The organism is Reella acinonychis (assembly GCF_052828705.1).
The window spans coordinates 1,709,615-1,732,347 of the sequence record NZ_CM128256.1 but is presented as its reverse complement, the minus strand read 5'-3'; the positions used below and the strand labels follow the sequence as shown (position 1 = coordinate 1,732,347).

At 38.4% G+C, this 22,733-nt stretch carries 20 protein-coding genes; 16 read left to right on the top strand and 4 right to left on the bottom strand.

The window, feature by feature from the left end; all coding sequences use genetic code 11:
- Positions 1–8 precede the first annotated feature (8 nt).
- The 10 genes from ACUXZ4_RS08475 to ACUXZ4_RS08430 all read left to right on the top strand — a co-directional run bounded on the left by ACUXZ4_RS08475 (position 9) and on the right by ACUXZ4_RS08430 (position 12,416).
- Positions 9–1,466: a hydrogenase 4 subunit D gene (locus ACUXZ4_RS08475; protein WP_464972772.1), complete on the top strand. Its 1,458-nt coding sequence runs from the start codon at positions 9–11 to the stop codon at positions 1,464–1,466.
- A gap of 10 nt (positions 1,467–1,476) precedes the next feature.
- Positions 1,477–2,118, top strand: a complete 642-nt coding sequence (gene hyfE, locus ACUXZ4_RS08470; protein ID WP_464972771.1) for a hydrogenase 4 membrane subunit — start codon at positions 1,477–1,479, stop codon at positions 2,116–2,118.
- A gap of 4 nt (positions 2,119–2,122) precedes the next feature.
- Positions 2,123–3,658: a hydrogenase 4 subunit F gene (locus tag ACUXZ4_RS08465; RefSeq protein WP_464972770.1), complete on the top strand. Its 1,536-nt coding sequence runs from the start codon at positions 2,123–2,125 to the stop codon at positions 3,656–3,658.
- A gap of 17 nt (positions 3,659–3,675) precedes the next feature.
- The gene (locus ACUXZ4_RS08460; RefSeq protein ID WP_464972769.1) at positions 3,676–5,406 is read left to right on the top strand and encodes a hydrogenase large subunit; all 1,731 of its coding nucleotides are present in this window, start codon (positions 3,676–3,678) and stop codon (positions 5,404–5,406) included.
- 12 nt (positions 5,407–5,418) lie between these two features.
- Positions 5,419–6,042, top strand: a complete 624-nt coding sequence (locus tag ACUXZ4_RS08455) for a formate hydrogenlyase complex iron-sulfur subunit (protein WP_464972768.1) — start codon at positions 5,419–5,421, stop codon at positions 6,040–6,042.
- Positions 6,042–6,818, top strand: a complete 777-nt coding sequence (locus ACUXZ4_RS08450) for an NADH-quinone oxidoreductase subunit B family protein (protein WP_464972767.1) — start codon at positions 6,042–6,044, stop codon at positions 6,816–6,818. Before ACUXZ4_RS08455 ends, ACUXZ4_RS08450 begins: the two co-directional genes overlap by 1 nt.
- 98 nt (positions 6,819–6,916) lie before the next feature.
- Positions 6,917–7,324: a formate hydrogenlyase maturation HycH family protein gene (locus tag ACUXZ4_RS08445; RefSeq protein ID WP_464972766.1), complete on the top strand. Its 408-nt coding sequence runs from the start codon at positions 6,917–6,919 to the stop codon at positions 7,322–7,324.
- An 11-nt stretch (positions 7,325–7,335) separates the two neighbouring features.
- Positions 7,336–7,788, top strand: coding sequence for a hydrogenase maturation peptidase HycI (gene hycI, locus ACUXZ4_RS08440; RefSeq protein ID WP_464972765.1), 453 nt, complete (start codon positions 7,336–7,338; stop codon positions 7,786–7,788).
- Positions 7,789–7,927: 139 nt separating this feature from the next.
- On the top strand, positions 7,928–10,081 hold the full coding sequence (gene fdhF, locus ACUXZ4_RS08435; protein ID WP_464974023.1) for a formate dehydrogenase subunit alpha: 2,154 nt from the start codon (positions 7,928–7,930) through the stop codon (positions 10,079–10,081).
- Positions 10,082–10,259: 178 nt separating this feature from the next.
- A complete protein-coding gene (locus ACUXZ4_RS08430) occupies positions 10,260–12,416 on the top strand; it encodes an autotransporter outer membrane beta-barrel domain-containing protein (RefSeq protein WP_464972764.1) in 2,157 nt (718 codons plus the stop codon).
- A 65-nt stretch (positions 12,417–12,481) separates the two neighbouring features.
- Here ACUXZ4_RS08430 and hypA read toward each other — a convergent pair whose 3' ends face one another.
- Positions 12,482–12,823, bottom strand: coding sequence for a hydrogenase maturation nickel metallochaperone HypA (gene hypA, locus ACUXZ4_RS08425; protein ID WP_464972763.1), 342 nt, complete (start codon positions 12,821–12,823; stop codon positions 12,482–12,484).
- A 126-nt stretch (positions 12,824–12,949) separates the two neighbouring features.
- Here hypA and ACUXZ4_RS08420 point away from each other — a divergent pair, with 126 nt between their 5' ends.
- A complete protein-coding gene (locus tag ACUXZ4_RS08420; protein ID WP_464972762.1) occupies positions 12,950–14,137 on the top strand; it encodes an SEL1-like repeat protein in 1,188 nt (395 codons plus the stop codon).
- A 115-nt stretch (positions 14,138–14,252) separates the two neighbouring features.
- Here the strand turns inward: ACUXZ4_RS08420 and lysS are convergent, their stop codons facing one another.
- Positions 14,253–15,761, bottom strand: coding sequence for a lysine--tRNA ligase (gene lysS, locus ACUXZ4_RS08415; protein ID WP_464972761.1), 1,509 nt, complete (start codon positions 15,759–15,761; stop codon positions 14,253–14,255).
- 42 nt (positions 15,762–15,803) lie between these two features.
- A protein-coding gene (prfB, locus tag ACUXZ4_RS08410; protein WP_464972760.1) for a peptide chain release factor 2 occupies positions 15,804–16,902 on the bottom strand; the annotation gives its coding sequence in 2 pieces (ribosomal slippage) (positions 15,804–16,826 and positions 16,828–16,902; 1,098 coding nt in all).
- Between the two features lie 171 nt (positions 16,903–17,073).
- Between prfB and dsbC the strand changes: the two genes are divergently transcribed.
- Genes dsbC through ACUXZ4_RS08390 form a run of 4 tightly spaced genes read left to right on the top strand, consistent with a single transcriptional unit; the run spans position 17,074 to position 20,871 of the window.
- Positions 17,074–17,766 carry a bifunctional protein-disulfide isomerase/oxidoreductase DsbC gene (gene dsbC, locus ACUXZ4_RS08405; RefSeq protein WP_464972759.1) on the top strand — a complete coding sequence of 231 codons (693 nt, stop codon included), beginning with the start codon at positions 17,074–17,076 and terminating at the stop codon, positions 17,764–17,766.
- Positions 17,767–17,824: 58 nt separating this feature from the next.
- On the top strand, positions 17,825–19,537 hold the full coding sequence (recJ, locus tag ACUXZ4_RS08400; protein WP_464972758.1) for a single-stranded-DNA-specific exonuclease RecJ: 1,713 nt from the start codon (positions 17,825–17,827) through the stop codon (positions 19,535–19,537).
- Positions 19,538–19,540: 3 nt separating this feature from the next.
- Positions 19,541–20,182, top strand: coding sequence for a thiol:disulfide interchange protein DsbA/DsbL (locus ACUXZ4_RS08395; protein ID WP_464972757.1), 642 nt, complete (start codon positions 19,541–19,543; stop codon positions 20,180–20,182).
- A complete protein-coding gene (locus ACUXZ4_RS08390) occupies positions 20,182–20,871 on the top strand; it encodes a 5'-methylthioadenosine/adenosylhomocysteine nucleosidase (protein WP_464972756.1) in 690 nt (229 codons plus the stop codon). Before ACUXZ4_RS08395 ends, ACUXZ4_RS08390 begins: the two co-directional genes overlap by 1 nt.
- Before the next feature lie 27 nt (positions 20,872–20,898).
- On the opposite strand, the gene ACUXZ4_RS08385 is transcribed toward ACUXZ4_RS08390, so the two are convergent.
- Complete coding sequence (locus tag ACUXZ4_RS08385) at positions 20,899–21,303, bottom strand: Cd(II)/Pb(II)-responsive transcriptional regulator (protein ID WP_464972755.1); 405 nt, start codon at positions 21,301–21,303, stop codon at positions 20,899–20,901.
- Positions 21,304–21,409: 106 nt separating this feature from the next.
- Here ACUXZ4_RS08385 and metC point away from each other — a divergent pair, with 106 nt between their 5' ends.
- Positions 21,410–22,600, top strand: a complete 1,191-nt coding sequence (gene metC / locus ACUXZ4_RS08380; protein WP_464972754.1) for a cystathionine beta-lyase — start codon at positions 21,410–21,412, stop codon at positions 22,598–22,600.
- Positions 22,601–22,733: the final 133 nt, after the last annotated feature.

The following is a 22,733-nucleotide window of genomic DNA, read 5'->3' as shown; positions in this document are numbered from 1 at the left end:
AGGAAAAAATGGAAAATTTAGCTCTATTTACAATCATTCTTCCATTTATCGGTGCTTTTATCGTTGGATTGGTTAAAAATGAAAAACTTTTCCCTCGTCTAGCCGTTATTTTCTCTGCAATAGCAACGTTGGGGACTGTTATCTTAGCGTGCTTATGGAAAGGCGCTGCAACAAGCACCTTATCTATTGATGTATTGAAATTTGGCGATACAACTGTATGGGGTTTTACCTTTGATGCAGTGAGTACCTTAATTGGTTTTGTTGTGGTTGGTCTTGGGTTCTTAATTGTCCTTTATTCTTGTGGTTACTTAACAACTTTGAATAAAGAACATGCTCATGCACCAATGCCTCGCTTCTATGCTTTCTTGCTCATCTTCATCGGGGCAATGGCTGGATTGGTTTATTCATCAACTTTAATTGGTCAATTATTGTTCTTTGAAATTACCGGTGCTTGTTCTTGGTCATTAATCAGTTATTACCAAACACCAAAAGCGCAAGCTTCAGCGATGAAAGCGTTAATTATTACTCACGTCGGGGCAATTGGTTTATATATCGCAGCGGCCTTCTTGTTTAGCAAAACAGGCACATTCTCTATTATGGCGTTGGAGCAACTTGATCCAAGTGCGAAAACCATCGTCTTATTTGGTGTGATGTTTGCGGCTTGGGGTAAATCAGCACAATTACCAATGCAAATTTGGTTACCAAATGCGATGGAAGCACCAACACCTGTGAGTGCATATTTGCACGCTGCTTCTATGGTTAAAGTTGGGGTGTATATTTTTGCTCGCGCATTGATGTCAGCTGGTGATGTACCTGAAATCGTTGGTAATGTCGGTTTAATCATGGCAATGATTACCTTAATTTACGGTTTCTTAATGTACTTACCGCAAACCGATTTAAAACGCTTATTAGCTTATTCAACTATTACACAACTTTCTTATATCTTCATTGGGTTATCGCTTTTCGCCTTAGGTTCAAAATTAGCGTTGATTGCCGCAATTGCTTACATTTTCAACCATGCGTTCGCAAAAAGCTTATTCTTCCTTGTTGCAGGTTCTTTAGCTTATGCAACAGGTACACGCTCAATGCCAAGATTAAAAGGTATTATGCAAAAAATGCCATTAGTTGGTACGGGTTTTGGGATTGCCGCATTAGCAATTTCTGGGGTGCCGCCATTTAACGGATTCTTCAGTAAATTCCCATTATTCGCTGCCGGTTTTGAATTAGGTTCAGCACATAGTTGGATTGCATTCTTAATGGTGTTAGCACTCATTGAAAGTACAGCCACTTTTGTTTGGTTATTGTATAAATTTGGTCAATGTGTGGTAGGCAAACCGTCAGAAGAAGTAGAAAACGCACAGCCATTAACAACAACAATGAATATTGTATTAGTGGTATTAATGGTAATGTCTGTTTGCTCAAGCTTCATCGCGGCTTATTGGTTAGAAACCCCTTGGTTGAATTAAGGAGCGGATTATGTTGATGATAAATACGTTAGCTGGTTTGTTGATCCTGACTTCTCTTGCCGTCATTATGGAAAAAACGACGAAAAAAGCTACCGCACTTTATATGGCACAGTCTTTAGTGCTTGTGGGGACGTTTGTATTCCTAGCCGCAGAGATGGATGCCCATGAACTTTACATGTGGTCAATCAGTGCTTTTGTAACTAAAGTATTGATTGTACCAGCAATTTTATACTACACAGCGAAGAAAGTAGATGAAAGCACAGTTCCTACACTTTCATTGAATGCAGCATGGTTGTTACCAATTACAGCAGCAATTATTGTGCTATCTTACTTGGCAACAACTTCGGTTGAGCTCCCTTTGGCTGATAGTTTGAAACCTGCGTTGTCTGTATCATTGAGCCACTTTTTGATCGGTTTAATGTGCATTGTGAGCCAACGTAGCATTCTCAAACAGGTATTTGGCTATTGCTTAATGGAAAATGGTTCACATTTAACATTGGCATTATTAGCTAACAAAGCGCCTGAATTAGTCGAAATTGGTATTGCGACAGATGCCTTATTTGCTGTGGTTATTATGGCGATGTTAGTGCTTAAAATTTACCGTACTTTGCATACATTAGATGCAAAACAATTAACGGAATTACGGGGGTAACGCTATGTTGGAATGGATTAATGCGTTATTAATTATTCCCTTTTTAGTGGGATTGGCATTTTTCTTTGTTGCCAAAACAAAAAGTCATGTAATTTGTACCGCACTTCATATTACAGGATTAGGCTTAATGTTCATTTGTTCGCTCAAAGTGGTCTTTGGGGTGTTAAATGAACAAGTCCTTATCGCTTGGGGAAATTGGGTTTATATTGATAGTTTATCTGCATTGTTTGTCGGCATTATTGGTGTCGTTGGAACTTTAGCTGGTGTTTATTCTATCGGTTATATGAATACCGAATTGGAAGAAGGACATATTGATTTTAGAACCTATTCTTACTATTACGGTTTCTTGCATCTGTTCTTCGGTACTATGTTACTTGCAGTAACAACGAATAACATCATTTTAATGTGGGTGGCTATTGAGGCGACAACCTTAACTTCTGCTTTCTTAGTGGGTATCTATAACCAAAGAACTTCATTAGAAGCATCATGGAAATACATCATGATTTGTTCTGTTGGGGTAGCATTTGGTTTATACGGCACATTGTTGACTTATTCTAATGCAACGAACTTACTAACAGATCCAAGTCAGGCCATTTTCTGGTCTTCCATTAATACACAAGCTCAAGGCTTAAATCCTAACTTAATGTATTTAGCCTTTGCCTTTGTATTAGTTGGCTTTGGTACGAAATGTGGTTTATTCCCAATGCATACTTGGTTATCAGATGCACACAGTGAAGCGCCAAGCCCTGTGAGTGCGATTCTGTCAGGTATTTTACTAAACTGTGCAATGCTCGTTGTATTACGTTATTACACCATTATCTCTAAAACAGTTGGCTTTACTTATCCGCAAATGCTCATGCTTGTATTTGGCTTGCTTTCAGTGGCAATTGCGGCATTGTTTATTATCGTTCAATCAGATATTAAACGCTTATTAGCTTACTCAAGTATTGAAAATATGGGGTTAATTAGCTTTGCTTTTGGTTTAGGTGGTCCATTAGGTATCTTAGCAGGCTTATTGCATACAATTAACCATAGTTTAGCAAAAACCTTATTATTCTGTACTTCAGGGAATATCTTGTTGAAATATAAAACGCGAGATATGAACAAGATTAGAGGATTATGGAAAGTATCACCAATTACAGCCATTTTATTTGCTGCTGGCGCCTTAGCATTAGGTGGTATTCCGCCGTTTAATGTATTCGTTAGTGAATTTAGTATTGTGGTTGCGGGTATTTCGACTGAACATTTTTGGCTAATTACAATTTGTTTGATCTTGCTCACTATCGTATTGGCTGGTCTTGCTAGAATGGTACTGAAAACAGTATTAGGTAAACCAGATGATACTGTTGTTGTGGGGGATGGGAATAAGGCCTCTTTAGTTGCAATGGCATTGTTGTTATTAATCATGTTTATTATGGGCTTGCATATTGCAGAACCTATTTTACAACTTGTCAAAAACTCAGTAGGCATCATTCTTGGTCAAGATAATGTTTCTTTCGGTGATATGTTGGTATTGCCTTGGCAAGCATTAGGCAAATAACGCCGTAGGAGGAAAAAATGGAGTTAACAAAAAATAATTCAGTCAATTTGAGCCGCGCATTAGGTAAAAATTATATTGAAGCCATAAACCAAAAATTCCCAAATACTATTCTTGATGAAGAATGGTCTACGGAAAATCAAGTAACAGTTACAATTAAAACAAATATGTTACCTGATGTGGTGGAGTATTTATATTATCAGCATGAAGGTTGGTTGCCACTTGCTTTTGCTAATGATGAACGTTCTATTAACGGTCATTTTGCAGTGTACTATGTGCTTTCAATGGAAGGCATTGTAAAAAGCTTTGTTACAATAAAAGCATTAGTTGATCCCGTTAGCCTTGAGTTTCCATCTGTTACACCTCGTGTTAAAGCCGCGGTATGGGCAGAGCGTGAAATGTTCGATATGTTTGGCTTAAGAGCAGTAGGCTTACCAGACCAACGTCGTCTAGTGTTACCAGATGATTGGCCAGATGATCTTTATCCATTACGTAAAGATTCTATGGACTATCGTTTACGCCCAGATCCAACAACGGCAACAGAAACCTATGAGTTCGTCAATGATAAAGGCGAAGCTCGAGTTGTTCCTATTGGTCCATTACATATTACCTCTGATGAACCAGGGCACTTTAGATTATTTGTCGATGGTGAAGACATTGTTGATGCGGACTATCGTTTGTTCTATGTTCATCGTGGTATGGAAAAACTGGCAGAAACCAGAATGGACTACGATCAGGTTACTTTCTTAGCTGACCGCGTATGTGGTATCTGTGGTTTTACGCACAGTGTTGCTTATGCGAACTCAGTTGAAAATGCCTTAGGTATTGAAGTGCCAATTCGTGCTCAATGGATCCGCGCTATTTTATTAGAAGTTGAGCGCTTACACAGTCACTTGCTTAACCTAGGTCTTTCAAGCCACTTTACTGGGTTTGATACTGGATTCATGCAATTCTTCCGCGTACGTGAAAAATCCATGACATTAGCAGAAGTATTGACGGGAGCAAGAAAAACCTATGGTATCAACTTAATTGGTGGTATCCGTCGCGATATGTTGAAACATCAACGTGAGCAATGTCGTAAACTCATTGCTGAAATGCGTGTAGAAATTCAACAACTTTGCGATATTTTATTGAATACACCAAATATCGATCAAAGAACGAAAGGTGTTGGTATCTTAGATCGCCAAGTTGCTCGTGATTATAGCCCTGTTGGTCCAATGGTTCGTGGTAGTGGATTTGCACGCGATGTGCGTCGTGTCCATCCATTCTCAGGTTACGGCGATGTGCCATTTAATATCTTCACTGAAGAAAATGGTGATGTATTTAGTCGCGTAGCTGTACGTATCAACGAAACATTTGAAACCATGAACATCATTGATTATATGGTGGATAATTTACCATCAGGTGAATTATTGGTTGAAGGCTTCAACTATACACCGGGTCGTTTTGGTTTAGGTATCACAGAAGCACCACGTGGTGAGGATATTCACTGGTCAATGTTAGGGGATAACCAAAAATTATTCCGCTGGCGTTGTCGTGCGGCAACCTATGCGAACTGGCCAGTTTTACGCTACATGTTGCGTGGTAACACAGTTTCAGATGCACCATTAATTATTGGTAGTGTTGACCCTTGCTATTCTTGTACTGACCGCGTAACTGTTGTTGATGTGCGTAAACGTAAAGCTAAAACGGTTGATTATAAAGAAATTGAGCGTTACGGCATTGAACGTAAAAATTCGCCATTGAAATAGGGAGAGTGGATTATGTTTAAGTTATTAAAAACCGTCTTTAAAACAGGCGATGCTACAACAAAATATCCATTTAAACCATATGAAGTGGATCCTGATTTTCGTGGTAAACCTGAATTAAATTCCGATCAATGTATTGTTTGTGGTGCTTGTACTATTGCTTGCCCTGCAAATGCGTTAACGATGCGGACGAATCCAGAACAGGGTGATCGCACTTGGTCACTCTTTTTAGGACGTTGCATCTTCTGTGGTCGTTGCGAAGAAGTTTGCCCGACTAAAGCAATTCGTTTGACGCAAGAGTTTGAGCTTTCAGTGAAAAACAAACAAGATTTGTTCCAAGAAACAACTTTTGCAACGACAACTTGCCAACAATGTCATCAGCCATTTACTTCTTATAAAGAATTAAACTATGCAATTGACTTGTTGAAACAGCAAGCAGATAGTCCAGAGCAAATCAATCAAAAACTACATGTATTGCATACTTGCCCTGACTGTAAACGCCAAAATAGCTTGGAAAAAACAGCTAATATGGAACAAAAAATGAATGCAAAACTTATTGATTACAGTCATCAAAATATGTCGTTAGATTTGACCGCGCTTAAAGTAAAAGAAGCTGAATTAGTAGGGGGGGCAGAATAATGAATACGCAAATCCCAATGCCTGTAAATGGTATTTCTACGCCCTTTACCATTGATGAAAGCATTGCAAAAATGAAAGAAACATTGCTGAAAGATATTCAACGTTCAGCTTATGTTTATCGTGTGGACTGTGGTGGTTGTAACGGTTGTGAAATTGAAATTTTTAGTACAATCACACCAACCTTTGATGCGGAGCGTTTCGGTATTAAAGTGGTTGCGTCACCTCGTCATGCGGATATTTTATTGTTCACAGGTGCGGTAACTCGTGCAATGAGAACACCTGCAATGCGTGCTTATCAAGCAGCTCCAGATCCTAAAATTTGTATTTCTTACGGTGCTTGCGGTTGTGGCGGTGGTATTTTCCACGATCTTTATTGTGTATGGGGTGGATCAGATCAAATCGTACCAATTGATGTGTATATTCCTGGTTGTCCTCCAACGCCAACTGCAACAATTTATGGTTTTGCAATGGCGCTTGGTTTGCTCGATCAAAAATTAAAAGGTAAGCAAGAAATTGCTGATCCTTCAGCGGAAGCTAAAATTCGTTTCCCTGAAATTCCACATGATTTACGTGTTACCCTTGAACGTGAAGCTCGCCGTTTAGCTGGCTATCGTCAAGGTGGCGATATTGCTGATAAATTTATGGCAATGATGGTGGAAAAAGATCCTGTACCTTTTGGTGTGCGTATTGGTGAATTCTTAGAAAGAGAAGCTGATCCGCGTTTGAGCGAGATTATCAACCGCTTACATCGTATTAGCCAACCATTCTCAGGCTAGACACATAAATAATAGGTCATACTCAATAGCCCTTACTTGGTAAGGGCTATTTGAAAAGGTAAATAAAGACCAAAGCTGTATGTTAAGGAGTTCCAACTATGTCAAGCGATGTAATTTTTTATCTATTAAACCAACGTTTTGTTGAAAATGATGATCAAATGCCAACCGCAGCTCAAGAGGTGATGTATTACTCATTAGCCATCGGGCATCATGTTGGCGTTATTGATTGCTTTAAAAAATTGATTGTTGCTGATTATCAAGATTATCAACAATTTGTTGAAAGTTTCCCTGAAGGTGAAGCTCGCCGTAAATTAACCGGGTTAATAAAATTTGGGGAAATTGTCATTGATAGCAGCCATGTTAATTTATTAGCAAAAGCGTTAGATGAAAATAAGCAAAATTTCACCGCACTTCATTCTCAATGGGCTGAAATTTTGTTGGATACATTAGCTTCAATTCAACGTGAACCAGTGATGTATATCATGGTTAAACGTCGTGATAAATAGAGGGAACCGCAATGGATAATCTATTATTAGCCGTTGGTAATTCTATGATGGGCGATGATGCGGCAGGTCCTTATTTATTTCAATTAATGCAAGAGGATCCTATTGAAAATTGGGCTATTTTAGATGGTGGTTCTGCACCTGAAAATCATGCTCATACCGTTCGAGCAATGAAGCCAAAGCGTTTATTAATTGTGGATGCCACAGATATGGAGCAGGAGGTTGGAGCTATTCGAGTGATTGACAAGGAATTAATCGCCGATATGTTTTTTATGAGTACACATAATATGCCACTGAATTTTCTTATTGAACAATTAGAAGATGATATTGAAGAAGTGGTGTTTGTCGGTATTCAGCCGGATGTAGTGTCTTTCATGTTTCCTTTAACGGATAAAGTAAAAAGTGCGGTGAAAAATTTATACGTTTTAATCAAGGAAAATCAACTCGACAAAATAGAAAAATTATAGAAAAACTGTTTTGAATCAATAAAACCTTATTTTTTATGAGTGAATATAGTTAAAATTAGCGTATGATGTATTCGTAAGCTAAGCATTATTTGAGTGATTAACTTATTCTTTTATTTTTCGTTTAACAAGGGACAAGATTATGAAAAAAGTAATAACTGTCTGTCCGTATTGCGCTTCAGGTTGTAAGATCAATTTATTGGTCGAAAACAATAAAATTGTGGGTGCTGAAGGTGCAAACGGAAAAACCAATGAGGGTGAACTTTGCCTCAAAGGTTATTATGGATGGGATTTCGTCCATGATACAAAAATCCTAACTCCTCGTCTTACTCAACCAATGATTCGTTATAAACGTGGTGAACCGTTTACACCAGTAACTTGGGAAGAAGCCATTTCTTACTCAGCGAATCGTTTAAAAGAGATTCAACAAAAATACGGTAAAGAGTCGATTATGGTAACGGGTTCATCTCGTGGACCTGGTAACGAAGTAAACTACGTTATGCAAAAATTCGCTCGTGCTGTATTAGGAAATAACAACGTTGACTGTTGTGCGCGCGTTTGACATGGCCCATCTGTAGCAGGTCTGCTCAAGTCGGTCGGTAACGGCGCAATGTCCAACTCAATTGTTGAAATTGAAGATACAAAATGTCTCTTTATCTTTGGTTATAATGCTTCAACCTCACATCCAATTGTGGCGAGACGTATTAACCACGCGAAAGAAAAAGGCGCAAAAGTCATTGTTTGTGACCCTCGTAAAATTGAAACTGCTCGTATTGCGGATATTTATGCTCCGTTGGCGAACGGTAGTAACGTTGCATTCTTAAATGCAATGATGAACGTGATTTTAGAAGAAGGTTTACACGATCAAAAATTCATTGACGAACATACAGAGAACTTCGATTCTTTCTATGAAGTCGTTAAAAATTACACACCAGAAAGTACACAACATATCACAGGTATTGAGCCTGAAATGTTGCGTGAAATTGCCCGCACTTATGCTAAAGCTGAAACCGCAACTATCCTTTGGGGTATGGGGGTTTGTCAGTTCCGTCAAGGTGTTGAAACCGTACGTGCATTAGCAAGCTTGGCAATGTTAACTGGTAACTTAGGTAAACCAAATGTAGGCGTAAACCCTGTTCGTGGTCAAAACAACGTACAAGGCGCTTGTGATATGGGTGCGTTATATAACACATTACCTGGTTATCAAAGCTTAAGTGACCCAGAAGCGATGGCGAAATTTGCGAAAGCTTGGGGCGTGCCTGAATTAAATCCTAAACCAGGTGTGCCACTGAGTGAAGTACCACATGCGGTTCACGAAGGCAAATTAAAAGCATTCTATATTATGGGTGAAGACACCTTGCAAACTGAGCCAGATCTCAATGCAATGAAACAAACATTCAAAGATCTTGAATTCATCATTGTACAAGATATCTTTATGACTCAGACTGCAGCGGAAGCTGATGTTATTTTCCCAGCTACATCTTGCGCGGAACACGAAGGTGTTTATAGTGCAGCAGATCGCGGTTTCCAACGCTTCTATAAAGCAGTTGAACCAGTTGGCGATGTGAAAGATGACTGGCAAATTATTAGTGAAATGGCAACCGCAATGGGTTACCCAATGCACTATAATAACACCAAAGAAATTTGGGACGAATTACGTGAGTTATGTCCAATCTATAAAGGGGCGACTTACGAAAAAATGGAAGGCATGGGTTATATCCAATGGCCTTGCTATGATGAAGGTCCTGAAGATCAAGGTACACAATACTTGTATAAAGGCCAAGTGTTTGACCGTCCAAACGGTAAAGCGGATTTCTTTGCTTGTGATTGGGAACCACCAATGGAAGAAGTATCAGAAGAATTCCCTCTTGTACTTTCTACGGTTCGTGAAGTAGGTCACTATTCTTGCCGTTCAATGACTGGTAACTGCCGCGCATTAGCTGCATTAGCTGATGAACCAGGCTTTGTTCAAATGAATGATCAAGATGCGAAAGAACTCGGCATTAAGAACAATGACTTAGTTTGGATTGCCTCATCACGTGGTAAAGTTATTTCTCGTGCAGATGTAAGTACTCGTACTAACAGAGGCGCTTGCTACATGACTTACCAATGGTGGATCGGAAAATGTAACGAATTAACTGCAGAACATTTAAACCCAGGTTCAAGAACACCAGAGTATAAATATAGTGCAGTGAGAATCGAGAAAATTGAAGATCAAAACTGGGCAGAACATTATGTGGTAACTGAATACAGCAAACTGAAAGGTCGCTTAAAAGAAACCGCATTAGTGGCTTAATATAAAAATTATTAAAAATAGCACCGCACTTTTATTCAAGTGCGGTGTTTTTTGGTGAAGTTTTTTTAAGTATATTGTGTTAAAAAATTGTTTTTTTTTGTAAAGAATTATAATTTATTGCCTATTTGCTATCCTAAATAGGATGGAATTTTTTTATTTTTTATACAGGTTTGAATTTATGACATTTAATAAAACATCCGTAGCGATATTAGTTGCTACTATGCTTTCATCCTCAGTGCTTTATGCAAGTCCATTTACAACAGCTGAAGTGGATGAAATTAAGACATCTAACGTTTCAGAAGTAGATTTTCCTCATCCAGAGCATTATTTAAACTTCCCTCAATTTATTATTCCAGTATTAAGTGGTGATGGAAAAACCTTATTAATTAATACCCTTGGAAATGGGGAAGCTGAAGGGGCTATTTTTTACGGGGAAGGTTATTCTAACAAGCATAAAATAGGTGCTGGCGCCTTTGGCGTGCTAATGCCGAGTATTAGCGAAGATGGAAGTATTGCTATTGCGGATGAAGTAAGATTTAATAAATTTGAAAATGGTCAATGGAATGAACATCAGCTACAAAATGGTGATCTCATTATTGGCGTTGCTGGTAATGGTGCAATATATTCATCATCAGATAACCCTCTTGGCTCTCTTCCGAGAGACCCTTCTATTATCTATCGCTTAAGAGATCCTCAAAACCCAGATAATATTATTCGAGAAATAAATGCAGGCACAGCTTCTCTTACTCAAGTAAATCATGATGGCTCTGTTTGGTTATTTAATAACAATAATACACAATATAACAGTGATAGTGCGTTGGTTTATTATGGTAATAATTTAGCTTCAAATGTGGTATTAGACTTTTCTGAAGTAGTTGATCCTGAACATTTTTTTCCTAGTCTTTCTTATCCATTAGAAGCTAATGCTTTAATGAGTCCAGATGGAAAAGTTGTATATAAAGGTGGTTGGGGTAAAGCGATTCTTTATTCTGGTCAAGATTATGGTGTGAAATCTGAAATTTCAGGTCATGGTAAGAACGTATTTTTATATGCTTCAAACTATGATGGTTCTGTGTTAGGTGGTGCTATTGGTCGTGGTTGGGCAAATACATATCCCCGTATAGGCTTTAATGGGGAAGAGTTGGATTCTCTAGGTTTCCCGCTTGTTGATATGCGCCCAATAATTTGGTATGGCACAAACTGGCAACAAAGCAAAGATGTAGGAACTTTAGGTGGAAAAGTAAGTGATGGCGGCGTGATTTATTCAATGAGCTATGATGGTTCAGTCATGTCCGGTATGTCTGCTAACGCGGAAGGTAAATATGTACCAACCCTGTGGCGTGTAATCAAAAATCCAAAACCAGAGCCAGTACCTCAGCCAGAGCCAACTCCAGAAATAAAACCTGAAGAGCCATCGGTAATTATTTTAGATCCAAATAAAACCAAAGAAACAATTGCAAAAGTTGGTTTGGATAGTTTCAAAGCAATGGAGTTCCAACGTTATGGTTTAATCAGCCTGTTGAAAGGCTGTGATGTTGAACAAGGCGAAGGGCATTATTGTGTGTCTTTACGTTCAGGTTTAAGCGGTCAGGGCAAGTCACGTGATGTGCGAGTAGGGGTGAGCGCAGCTTATAAATTTACAGATAACCTTTCGGCAGGATTTGTTGTTGAACATTCTGTTTATAATCGTTTACAAGCAAGCTATGGACGTGCACATAACAATATTGGCGTAGGATTATATGCCGAATGGAAACATAAAGCGGATAACAGTGAATTCTATATTCGTCCAGCAGTAAGTTTCAGCCGCTATAATATGGATGTGCAACGTCAAGCCTTGGTTGGTACTGAATTTGCTGAAGGCAATACTAAATTAAAAGGTCGTATGTTATCTTTAACTTTGGGTCAAGAGCACAAGTTGAATGAGGACAAACTCGGTTGGTTCTTAGGTGTTCGTCATGGAAAAATTGCACAAAAAGGCTTTAGTGATAATGCGCAGGGTTTCCCAATTAGTTATGACAAAATGACTTATAAAGACACCGCACTTTTCGCAGGCGTGAACTATAATAAGGCAGTAACTGATAAATTAAATTGGTTAAGTTCTATTGAAGTGGAACAGCGTATTCACCAAGATAACCCAACTTTCCGCGCTTATAATCCTTATTTAGGTGAAGTGAAGTTGGATCACAAAATGCCAAAAACTGCTTTAACATTGGCTTCAGGCGTGGAGTATAAAATGAATGATACTTTCCGCGTATCTTTAATGCCAAGTATTACAAAAGCCTATTCAAGTCAATTATATTGGAATGTGGGTTTGAATTTAACCGGTCAATTCTAATTGTAAAACGAAGTAAAATAAAACCGCACTTTGATGAAAGTGCGGTTTTTTTATGCTTAGTTTTATTATTCGACAGCAATTTCTTTGATGCGTAATTCATTGCCTGTTTGAGCTTGTAAATGTGATGAGTTACAAATCGGGCAGCTATCATGATGTGCTTTAATTTCTACTAATTTAGCACATTGCCAACAATAAGCTTGAGCAGAAATGGGAATAAAATGTAGCTGGCAATTTTCCATTATGGTGCCTTGAGTGCTGACTTCAAAGCAAAATTCAATTGCATTTGGTTCAACACAAGAAAGTGGTCCGATTTCGAGCCAAATATCAGTCACTTTATTGGCATGATTTTCTTTACATTGTTGTTCAACAATTTCAATGATGTTTTGAGTAAGAGAGAGTTCGTGCATAGAATTCCTAGAAAATGAAATAAGATTGTGTTGATAGTATATATTAAATTCTTAATGCAATGTACAGTATGGTTAGCTTAAACTAAGCTCGTTTAAATTTTGTATTTGTGTTTTATTCAGAGGAGTATGATGAGACTTGTTAGATATTTGCTTGTTAGCTTGTGCCTTTCTATTTTTACATCTCAGTTTGTGATCGCAGCTACTGATAAAGAACAGATTGATCAAGGTAATGCCGCTTATCAGGATCAGGATTATCTTAAAGCATTAAAATTTTGGCAACCCTTGGCGGATAAAGGAATGAGTGTTGCTCAACATAATATTGGATTGCTGTACGATAGGGGAGAGGGTATCGAGCAGAATGATCAAAAAGCGATGTTATGGTATCAAAAGGCGGCAGAGCAAGGATACAGTATGTCTCAATATAATTTGGCTCTACTTTATGAAAAAGTAAAGAAAGATAGTTCAAAAGCAGCATATTGGTACCAAAAAGCAGCAGAGCAAGATTTCGCAATGGCGCAATATAATTTAGGGACAATGTATATTGAAGGAGATGGTGTTAAGAAAGACTATCTTGCTGCGGAGAAATGGTTTAGAAAAGCCGCTGAACATGGTATTCCAATGGCGCAACATAATTTAGCCGTTATGTATAAGAATGGAGTTGGTGTGAAACAGGATTTTCAACAGGCTATATTATGGTTTACAAAATCAGCTAACAACGGATTCGCAAATGCTCAGTATCAATTGGCGTTGATGTATGATGAGGGTGTTGGAGTTAAAAAAGATGTTCAACAGGCATTTCAATGGTATCAAAAAGCCGCTAAACAAGGAGTACCGTTGGCGCAATATAATTTAGCAATGTCCTATCTTTCAGGTGAAGGTGTAAAGCAAGATTATCTTGCTGCAGAGGAATGGTTCAGAAAAGCCGCGAAGCAAGGTGTCGTGATGGCTCAGCATAATTTAGCTTTTATGCTTGAGCAAGGATTAGGTGTCAACCAAGATTATCAAGAAGCTGCTGAATGGTATTACAAAGCCGCAGAACAGGGGCATACTAAAGCTCAGGTTAATTTGGGCATGATGTATAAAGCAGGTCAAGGTGTTAAACAAGATTATAAACAAGCGTTAAGTTGGTTTGAAAAAGCTGCGAGCCAAAATGATCCGAAAGGTTTAAAATTAGTTGGTATTGCTTATTTTTATGGTGAGGGAACGGACAAACAGATTCCATTAGCCAAAGATTATTTAAGACGTTCTTGTAAGGCGGGCGACGAATCGAGTTGTAAAGCACTTGAAATGATAGAAAGGAAAGGGATTAAATAACGTGAAGCTATTTTCTATTATTTCAAATAGATACTAATGAAATTAGTAACTGACCGAGGGTTAAATAAAAGGGCTGAATTATTTAATTCAGCCCTTAAAAGTGCGGTCAATTTTATTATGATTTATGTTTCATCGCTGGGAATAAAATCACATCGCGGATTGACGCGGCATTAGCAAATAACATTGCTAAGCGGTCAATACCTAAGCCTTCGCCTGCTGTTGGTGGTAAACCATGTTCTAATGCAACAACAAAGTCATCATCTTTAAACATGGCTTCATCATCGCCCGCATCTTTTGCGGCTACTTGTGCGTCAAAGCGTTCAGCTTGATCTTCAGCGTCATTTAATTCTGAGAAACCATTACCAATTTCACGACCGCCAATAAATAATTCAAAACGATCGGTCACTTCTGGATTTTCATCATTACGGCGCGCTAATGGCGAAATTTCAGCTGGATGAGCCATTAAGAATGTTGGTTGAATTAAGTGATGTTCAGCTACTTCTTCAAAAATCGCATTTACAATTGAGCCTAATCCCCAAGATTTTTGAACTTCGATTCCCAATTTATTTGCCAATGTTTTTGCACGATCCATATCATAAAGATCATCTTTTACAATGCCTTTATCTGCACCATATTTCAAGATCGCATCATGCATTGTGATACGCTCAAATGGTTTACCAAAATCAAATTCTAAATCGCCATAAGGCACAATGGTTGTACCTAAAATATCAATGGCTAATTTGCGTAATAATTCTTCAGTATTATCCATTAAATCATGATAATCCGCATAAGCTTGATAGTATTCTATCATAGTAAACTCAGGGTTATGGCGAACAGAAACCCCTTCGTTACGGAAATTACGGTTTAACTCAAACACACGCTCGAAACCACCAACTACTAAGCGTTTTAGGTAAAGCTCTGGGGCGATACGTAAATACATATCAATATCTAAAGCATTATGATGGGTAACGAATGGACGAGCTGCGGCACCACCTGGAATCACCTGTAACATTGGGGTTTCAACTTCAATAAAGCCTTTATTGATGAAATATTCACGAATACCTGCAATCACTTTTGAACGAATCACAAAAGTGCGGCGTGAATTTTCATTAGAAATCAAGTCTAAATAGCGTTGACGATAGCGGGTTTCTTGATCGCTTAAACCATGGAATTTATCTGGTAATGGACGTAATGCTTTTGTGAGCAATTCCACTTCGCTCACTTTTACTGTCAGCTCATTGGTTTTTGTTTTAAATAACGTACCTTTAACACCGACAATATCGCCTAAATCCCAGTTACCAACATCTTCAGCATAAACACCTTCTGCTAAATTATCACGTGCAACATAAAGTTGAATACGTCCACTCATATCTTGAATGGTGATGAAAGTTGCTTTACCCATAATACGACGGGTCATAATACGTCCAGCCACTGCAACTTCAATATGTTGTTCTTTTAATTGTTCGCCATCAGCTTCGTCATATTCAGTATGTAATTGTTGAGCTAATGCATCACGACGAAATGTATTTGGAAATGGATTGCCTTTTTGGCGTAACGCTTTTAATTTCTCTCTGCGTACCAACATTTCCCCATGAAAGTCTAATTCTTGATTTTGTTCTGTCATATTATTTCCTAATTTATAAAGCACAAATATTGTGCAAATTGATTATAATCCTGCTTTTAAACTGGCTTCGATAAAGCGATCTAAATCGCCATCCAATACAGCTTGCGTATTGCGATTTTCAACTCCAGTTCGTAAATCTTTAATACGTGAATCATCCAACACATAAGAGCGAATTTGGCTTCCCCAACCAATGTCAGACTTGCTGTCTTCCATCGCTTGTTTATCCGCATTTTTCTTTTGTAATTCAAGCTCATAAAGTTTTGCTTTAAGTTGCTTCATCGCTTGATCTTTGTTTTTGTGCTGTGAACGATCGTTTTGGCATTGCACGACAATTCCGCTTGGAATATGGGTAATTCGCACCGCACTTTCCGTTTTATTCACGTGCTGACCGCCTGCGCCTGAAGCACGATAGACATCAATACGTAAATCCGCTGGGTTGATTTCAATATCAATATCATCCTCAATTTCAGGATAGATAAATGCTGCAGCAAATGATGTGTGGCGACGGTTATTGCTATCAAATGGACTTTTTCGCACTAGACGGTGAATACCTGTTTCTGTGCGTAACCAACCAAATGCATATTCCCCTGAAACGCGAATAGTCGCAGATTTCAAACCTGCAACATCACCGTCAGAAACTTCCATTAATTCAGTTTTAAAGCCTTTGCTTTCTGCCCAACGTAAGTACATTCGCAATAACATTTCTGTCCAATCTTGCGCTTCTGTACCGCCAGAGCCCGCTTGTAAATCCACATAGCAATCGCAGGTGTCATGTTGACCACTAAACATACGACGGAATTCTAGCAATGCCAGCTTTTGTTCAAGTTCATCTAATTCTGCAACGGCTTCATCAAAAGTTTGTTGATCTTCGCCTTCAATGGCTAATTCTAATAAACCATCCACATCTTCTAAACCTTGCACAAGTTGCTTAATGGTATTGACTACCGCTTCTAAGCTTGCCCGTTCTTTGCCTAATGCTTGTGCTTTTTCAGGTTCATTCCATACATCAGGTTGTTCTAATTCTGCGTTGACTTCTTCTAAACGTTCAACTTTGCTATCGAAGTCAAAGATACCCCCTCAGTACGTGCGTACGCTCACTGAGATCGGCAATTTTATTTTTTATGGGATTAATTTCAAACATAAATTTGATTGAGTTTACATTGTAAAAATAAGGCGCAATTATAGGCTATTTCTGCCTTTTTTGCCACTAAGATTGTAGATGAATAGGGGGATATTTTGTGTTTTTTGCTTGCACTCTCACTTAATCATTCTATAATTCAACGTTTATACATTGATTTTATTAGGAACAAAGATGAAAAAAACAAGCAAAATATTGACCGCACTTTTTGTGGCAGCAGCTTCTAGCGCAGTTTTTGCTAATGATGCAGCGATCACCTCAAGCTTGAAAAAACTAGGTGCAACAGAGGTTGAAGTGATTGCATCGCCAGTAAAAGGTTTGAAAACGGTGATTACAAATGATGGCATTTTATATGCGAGCGAAGATGGCAGATATGTTTTGCAAGGTAAATTATTTGAATTAACAGACAAAGGCCCTGTTGATATTACAGCTAAGGCATTGATGTCAACCTTAGAAAGCTATAAAAACGAAATGATTGTTTATCCTGCGAAAAAGGAAAAACATGTGGTGACCGTATTTATGGATATCACTTGCCATTATTGTCATAAATTTCATGAACAAATTAAAGAATACAATGATTTAGGCATTACGGTGCGTTATTTAGCTTTCCCTCGTCGCGGTATGGATAAAACCGCTCAACAAATGGAAGCAATTTTTACTGCGGATGATAAAGCTCATGCATTAAACGAAGCAGAAAAAGGTAATTTACCAAAACAATTGAAAACACCTCATATTGTGGCGAAACATTATCAATTAGGTTTACAATTTGGTGTACAAGGCACACCAAGTATTATTACTGAAAATGGTGAAGTGATTGGCGGTTATTTAGCACCGAAATCTTTACTTGCCGCATTAGAAAATAATTAATTTATCGGGCGTGTTATCACGCCCAATTTGTATTTCCTCAACTTAATTCTTTGTGATTGTGAATAAAATAATTCAACGTCGAGAAGTGCCAACCGGCGATCCCTTATCTGATAATCCCTTATTAGACAGATTGTATCGCGCGCGCCATATCAAAAACACGCAACAATTAGACCGCACTTTACAGTCTATGTTATCGCCACATTTATTGCATGGCATTGAAAGTGCGGTGCAATTATTGGCAGATTCTCGCGATAAAAAAATTGTGATCGTGGGCGATTTTGATGCTGATGGGGCAACCAGTACCGCATTAGCCGTTTCAGCACTTCGTCAGTTAGGATTTACAGATGTAAATTATTTAATTCCTAATCGCTTTGAGCAAGGTTATGGCTTAAGTATTGCGGTAGCGGAAATCGCGATTCAACAAGGCGTGGAACTGTTAATTACTGTTGATAACGGCATTTCCTCATTGGAAGGCGTGGACTATTTGAAACAACGCAATGTGGCGGTGCTGATTACAGATCATCACTTAGCCCCTGAGCAATTACCGAATGCGGATGCGATTATCAATCCTAATTTGCCGCAATGCCAATTCCCTTCGAAATCTTTGGCTGGAGTGGGCGTAACATTTTATGTGATGTTAGCTTTACGTGCTAAATTGCGTGAATTAGGCGTATTTACCCCAGAAAACCAACCGAATTTTACTCAATTACTTGATTTAGTGGCATTGGGCACCATCGCAGATGTGGTGCCTTTAGATCAAAATAATCGCATTCTTGCACATCAAGGATTATTACGCATCAAGGCTGGCTATTGCTGTCATGGAATTCGTGCTTTAGCCGAAGTCGCAAACAAAGAACTCAACCGTTTGGAAGCCAGTGATCTAGGTTTTTCTATTGCACCACGTTTAAATGCCGCAGGACGTTTGGATAATATGTCTATTGGTGTGGAATTATTATTAGCCGATACTATTGAGCAGGCGCGTGCATTAGCATTAGATCTTGATAGTTTAAATCAAACGCGGAAAGAAATTGAACAAGGCATGAAGCTTGAGGCATTAGAAATTTGCCGAAATTTAACCGCACTTAAAAGCGAATTACCGCTCGGCGTGGCATTATATCAAGCGGATTGGCATCAGGGCGTACTGGGGATTTTAGCTTCTCGCATTAAAGATCAATTTCATCGTCCCATTGTGGCATTTGCGCAAGAAAGTAACGAAGTATTAAAAGGATCGGCGCGCTCTGTTGAAGGCTTGCATATGCGTGATTTATTGGAACGCATACATCAACGCTATCCTGACATGATATTAAAATTTGGTGGTCATGCCATGGCGGCGGGATTAAGTATTAAGGCGGATAAGTTTGAATTATTCCAAAAAGCCTTTAATCAAGCAGTGACCGACTGGATTGGCGATGATGAGTTAAAAGGCATTATTTGGACGGATGGCGAATTATCGCCTGCATTGTTAAATATCCAAACAGCTGAACAACTAAAACAGGCAGGTCCTTGGGGACAAGCTTTTCCTGAGCCTATGTTTGATGGTGAATTTAATGTGTTAGAACAACGTTTAGTTGCTAAACGTCATCTGAAAATGACGCTTATTTCTAAACAAGGTGGTGGATTAGTGGATGCTATTGCTTTTAATGTGGATACCCGTTATTACCCTGATCTATCAATAAAATCAGTAAGATTAGTGTATAAGCTCGCGATCAACGAATACCAAGGTGCACAACATATTCAATTATTAGTGGATTATATTGAACCTACGTCATAGAAAATGCGATATTTAGTGATTTTATGTCTCTTTTGGTCTGCTCAACTTTGGGCGTTAGAAGAGCAAGCAAATAAAACTGAATTTGAAGATGGCAAAGACTATTTTTCTTATAGCTCGCCGTTAAATGTGCCTTTGCCACAAGGAAAGGTATTGATTCAGTCTTTTTTTGATTACGATTGCCGCGTTTGTAGTAACACTCAAGATATTTTAACCTTGTATCGCGATCTTAACCCAAATAAAGTGGTGCTTGAAGAATTTCCCGTTGCCACCAAGGAATCTTATTTTTCTGCTCAAGTTTTTTCCACATTACAACATTTGAAACATAATGAGATCGCAGGATTACTATTATTTGAAACGGCTAATGTTGAGCAATTTAAGCATTTGTCCAAATTAGAAAATTTACATGCTTGGCTGGCAGAACATAAAGTTGACCCATTATCATTCGATAATGTTTTTCATTCTGAGCCTGTGACAAAAGAGGTTAACGCAAGTATTACAAGAACGGAAAAATATGGGGTGTTTACTTATCCTTTTGTGGTGATCAATGGGCAATATGTGTTGACGAATAGCACCTTGTATAATGATGATTATAGTTTTGCGGTATTAGATTATTTAGTGAATAAATTAACAATAAAGAGTAAATAATGAAAATTGGAATTGTTGGTGCAATGGCACAAGAAGTTGAAATGTTATTAAATTTAATGACAGAAAAAACACAAACTACAGTGGGAAGTGCGGTGATTTTTGAAGGAAAAATTGCGGGTAAATCTGTGGCTTTATTACAATCGGGAATTGGTAAAGTGGCCGCTGCAATTGGTACAACTGCGTTATTGCATTTAACTAAACCTGATGTAGTGATTAATACTGGTTCGGCTGGTGGTGTTGCGGAAGGACTGAATATGGGCGATATAGTGATTTCAACTCATACGGCTTACCATGATGCTGATGTGACTGCTTTTGGCTATGCTAAAGGTCAGCTGCCGAATTGCCCAGCTCGTTTTGCCTCTGATCCTCATTTAATTGAAGTAGCCGAAAAAATTGCTAAGCAGCAAGGACATCATGTCAAATTAGGTTTGATTTGTTCTGGAGATAGTTTTATTTCTTCGGAGCAAACATTGCTCCAAATCAAAACGGACTTCCCTGATGTCACAGCAGTAGAAATGGAAGCGGCTGCAATTGCCCAAGTCTGCCATTCTTTTGCTGTGCCTTTTGTGGTTGTACGTGCAATTTCAGATTCAGGCAATGGCGAAGCGAGTCTTTCGTTTGAAGAATTTTTACCTTTAGCTGCCAAAATGTCATCTCAAATGGTGGTGGGGATCCTAGAAACATTATAATTCAAAAAAGTGCGGTTAAAATTTCCCTTATTTTAATCGCACAAATCTACTGTGTTTCAATAGCGTACTCATAGCATTTTGTCCTTCAGCCTCTAAGCATTTTCTTTTTAATTCAATCAATTCCATACGCAAATGATCTAATTCATGAATCCGTTTCGCAATATCCTTGATATGTCTATCAAGTAATAGATTTATTTCTTGGGTTTGCTCAGCCGTGGCGTTATCCAAACTGAGTAATTGACGGATTTCAGCTAAAGAAATATCCAAAGTACGACAATAACAAATAAATGCAAGACGTTGTAAATGTTCGTTCGTATAGGTGCGGTAATTATTGCTGCTGCGCTGTGCTGGTTGGAGCAGTCCTTGTTTTTCATAAAAACGGATGGTTTCCACTGTGCAACCAGTGGTTTTGGCGAGTTGTCCAATTCTCATATTTTGTTAAATCATCATGATGAGCAAGAGTTGATCAATATGCCTATTAGACTATAATTTATGAAATAATTGCAATGGAACTTGCGTAAATAATATGAGGAAAAGAATGAAAAAACAGGCATTAGCGACCACTTTAGTTCATGCTGGACGACATAAACGTGTCACTCAAGGTAGTGTCAACCCTGTTGTGCAACGCGCTTCTTCTTTAGTATTCGACAGTATAGAGGATAAAAAGCAAGCAACAATCAAACGTGCGCAGCAAGCATTGTTTTATGGGCGTAGAGGTACATTAACACATTTTGCTTTGCAAGATTTAATGTGCGAAATGGAAGAGGGGGCTGGTTGCTATTTATATCCTTGTGGTGCTGCAGCTGTTACAAATAGCATTTTAGCTTTCGTCAAAACAGGTGATCATGTTCTTATGTCGGGAGCAGCTTATGAGCCAACACAGGATTTTTGCAATCATGTATTGAAACGTATGGGCGTGGAAGTGACTTATTATGATCCTATGTCGGGAGCGGATATTGCAAAATTGATGCAAAAAAATACTGCAGTTGTGTTTTTAGAAACACCTAGTTCGTTAACAATGGAAGTGCCTGATGTTCCGGCTATTGTGCAAGCAGTGAGACAGATTAATCCTGAAGTGGTGATTATGGCGGATAACACTTGGAGTGCGGGAGTTTTATTTAAGGCATTATCTTTTGGCATAGATATTTCTATCCAAGCAGGAACCAAATATTTGGTGGGGCATTCTGATGCCATGATTGGTACTGCAGTAGCGAATGCACGTTGCTGGGATCAGCTTCGAGAAAATAGTTATTTAATGGGACAAATGGTTGATGCTGATACAGCTTATACGACGGCGCGCGGTATTCGTACTTTATCTGTACGACTTAAACAACATCAAGAAAGCAGCATTGTCATTGCAAATTGGTTAGCCGAGCAACCAGAAGTAAAAGCGGTCTATCATCCTGCTTTAGTGTCTTGTCCTGGACATGAATTCTTTGTTCGAGATTTTAGTGGATGCTCAGGTTTATTTTCTTTTGAATTGAAACAAAAATTAACAACTGAACAACTTTCCGCATTTATGGACAATTTCCAATTGTTCTCTATGGCATATTCTTGGGGTGGTTTTGAAAGTTTAATTTTATATAATCAACCTGAAGAAATTGCTAAAATCCGTCCGAATATTGACCGCACTTTAACCGGCACCCTGATTCGATTACACATTGGTTTTGAAGCGGTCGATGAATTAATTGCAGATTTGAAAGCTGGATTGGCACGATTAAATTTATAAAAATATTATGAAAATGTTAAAATTTGATTATTAATTGCTCAATCTACCTCTTTTTATTTGTTTTTTTGAATTTTGGCGTGCTTCAATTTCATTAATGACTTAGAATATAACAAGTTAAAGGCTTATTTAAACT

What these genes read in the sequence shown, in the direction of transcription:
- ACUXZ4_RS08475 (WP_464972772.1), top strand. Translation starts at nt 9, where the DNA reads ATGGAAAATTTAGCTCTATTTACAATCATTCTTCCATTTATCGGTGCT.
- hyfE (WP_464972771.1), top strand. Translation starts at nt 1,477, where the DNA reads ATGTTGATGATAAATACGTTAGCTGGTTTGTTGATCCTGACTTCTCTT.
- ACUXZ4_RS08465 (WP_464972770.1), top strand. Translation starts at nt 2,123, where the DNA reads ATGTTGGAATGGATTAATGCGTTATTAATTATTCCCTTTTTAGTGGGA.
- ACUXZ4_RS08460 (WP_464972769.1), top strand. Translation starts at nt 3,676, where the DNA reads ATGGAGTTAACAAAAAATAATTCAGTCAATTTGAGCCGCGCATTAGGT.
- ACUXZ4_RS08455 (WP_464972768.1), top strand. Translation starts at nt 5,419, where the DNA reads ATGTTTAAGTTATTAAAAACCGTCTTTAAAACAGGCGATGCTACAACA.
- ACUXZ4_RS08450 (WP_464972767.1), top strand. Translation starts at nt 6,042, where the DNA reads ATGAATACGCAAATCCCAATGCCTGTAAATGGTATTTCTACGCCCTTT.
- ACUXZ4_RS08445 (WP_464972766.1), top strand. Translation starts at nt 6,917, where the DNA reads ATGTCAAGCGATGTAATTTTTTATCTATTAAACCAACGTTTTGTTGAA.
- hycI (WP_464972765.1), top strand. Translation starts at nt 7,336, where the DNA reads ATGGATAATCTATTATTAGCCGTTGGTAATTCTATGATGGGCGATGAT.
- ACUXZ4_RS08430 (WP_464972764.1), top strand. Translation starts at nt 10,260, where the DNA reads ATGACATTTAATAAAACATCCGTAGCGATATTAGTTGCTACTATGCTT.
- hypA (WP_464972763.1), bottom strand. Translation starts at nt 12,823, where the DNA reads ATGCACGAACTCTCTCTTACTCAAAACATCATTGAAATTGTTGAACAA.
- ACUXZ4_RS08420 (WP_464972762.1), top strand. Translation starts at nt 12,950, where the DNA reads ATGATGAGACTTGTTAGATATTTGCTTGTTAGCTTGTGCCTTTCTATT.
- lysS (WP_464972761.1), bottom strand. Translation starts at nt 15,761, where the DNA reads ATGACAGAACAAAATCAAGAATTAGACTTTCATGGGGAAATGTTGGTA.
- dsbC (WP_464972759.1), top strand. Translation starts at nt 17,074, where the DNA reads ATGAAAAAAACAAGCAAAATATTGACCGCACTTTTTGTGGCAGCAGCT.
- ACUXZ4_RS08395 (WP_464972757.1), top strand. Translation starts at nt 19,541, where the DNA reads ATGCGATATTTAGTGATTTTATGTCTCTTTTGGTCTGCTCAACTTTGG.
- ACUXZ4_RS08390 (WP_464972756.1), top strand. Translation starts at nt 20,182, where the DNA reads ATGAAAATTGGAATTGTTGGTGCAATGGCACAAGAAGTTGAAATGTTA.
- ACUXZ4_RS08385 (WP_464972755.1), bottom strand. Translation starts at nt 21,303, where the DNA reads ATGAGAATTGGACAACTCGCCAAAACCACTGGTTGCACAGTGGAAACC.
- metC (WP_464972754.1), top strand. Translation starts at nt 21,410, where the DNA reads ATGAAAAAACAGGCATTAGCGACCACTTTAGTTCATGCTGGACGACAT.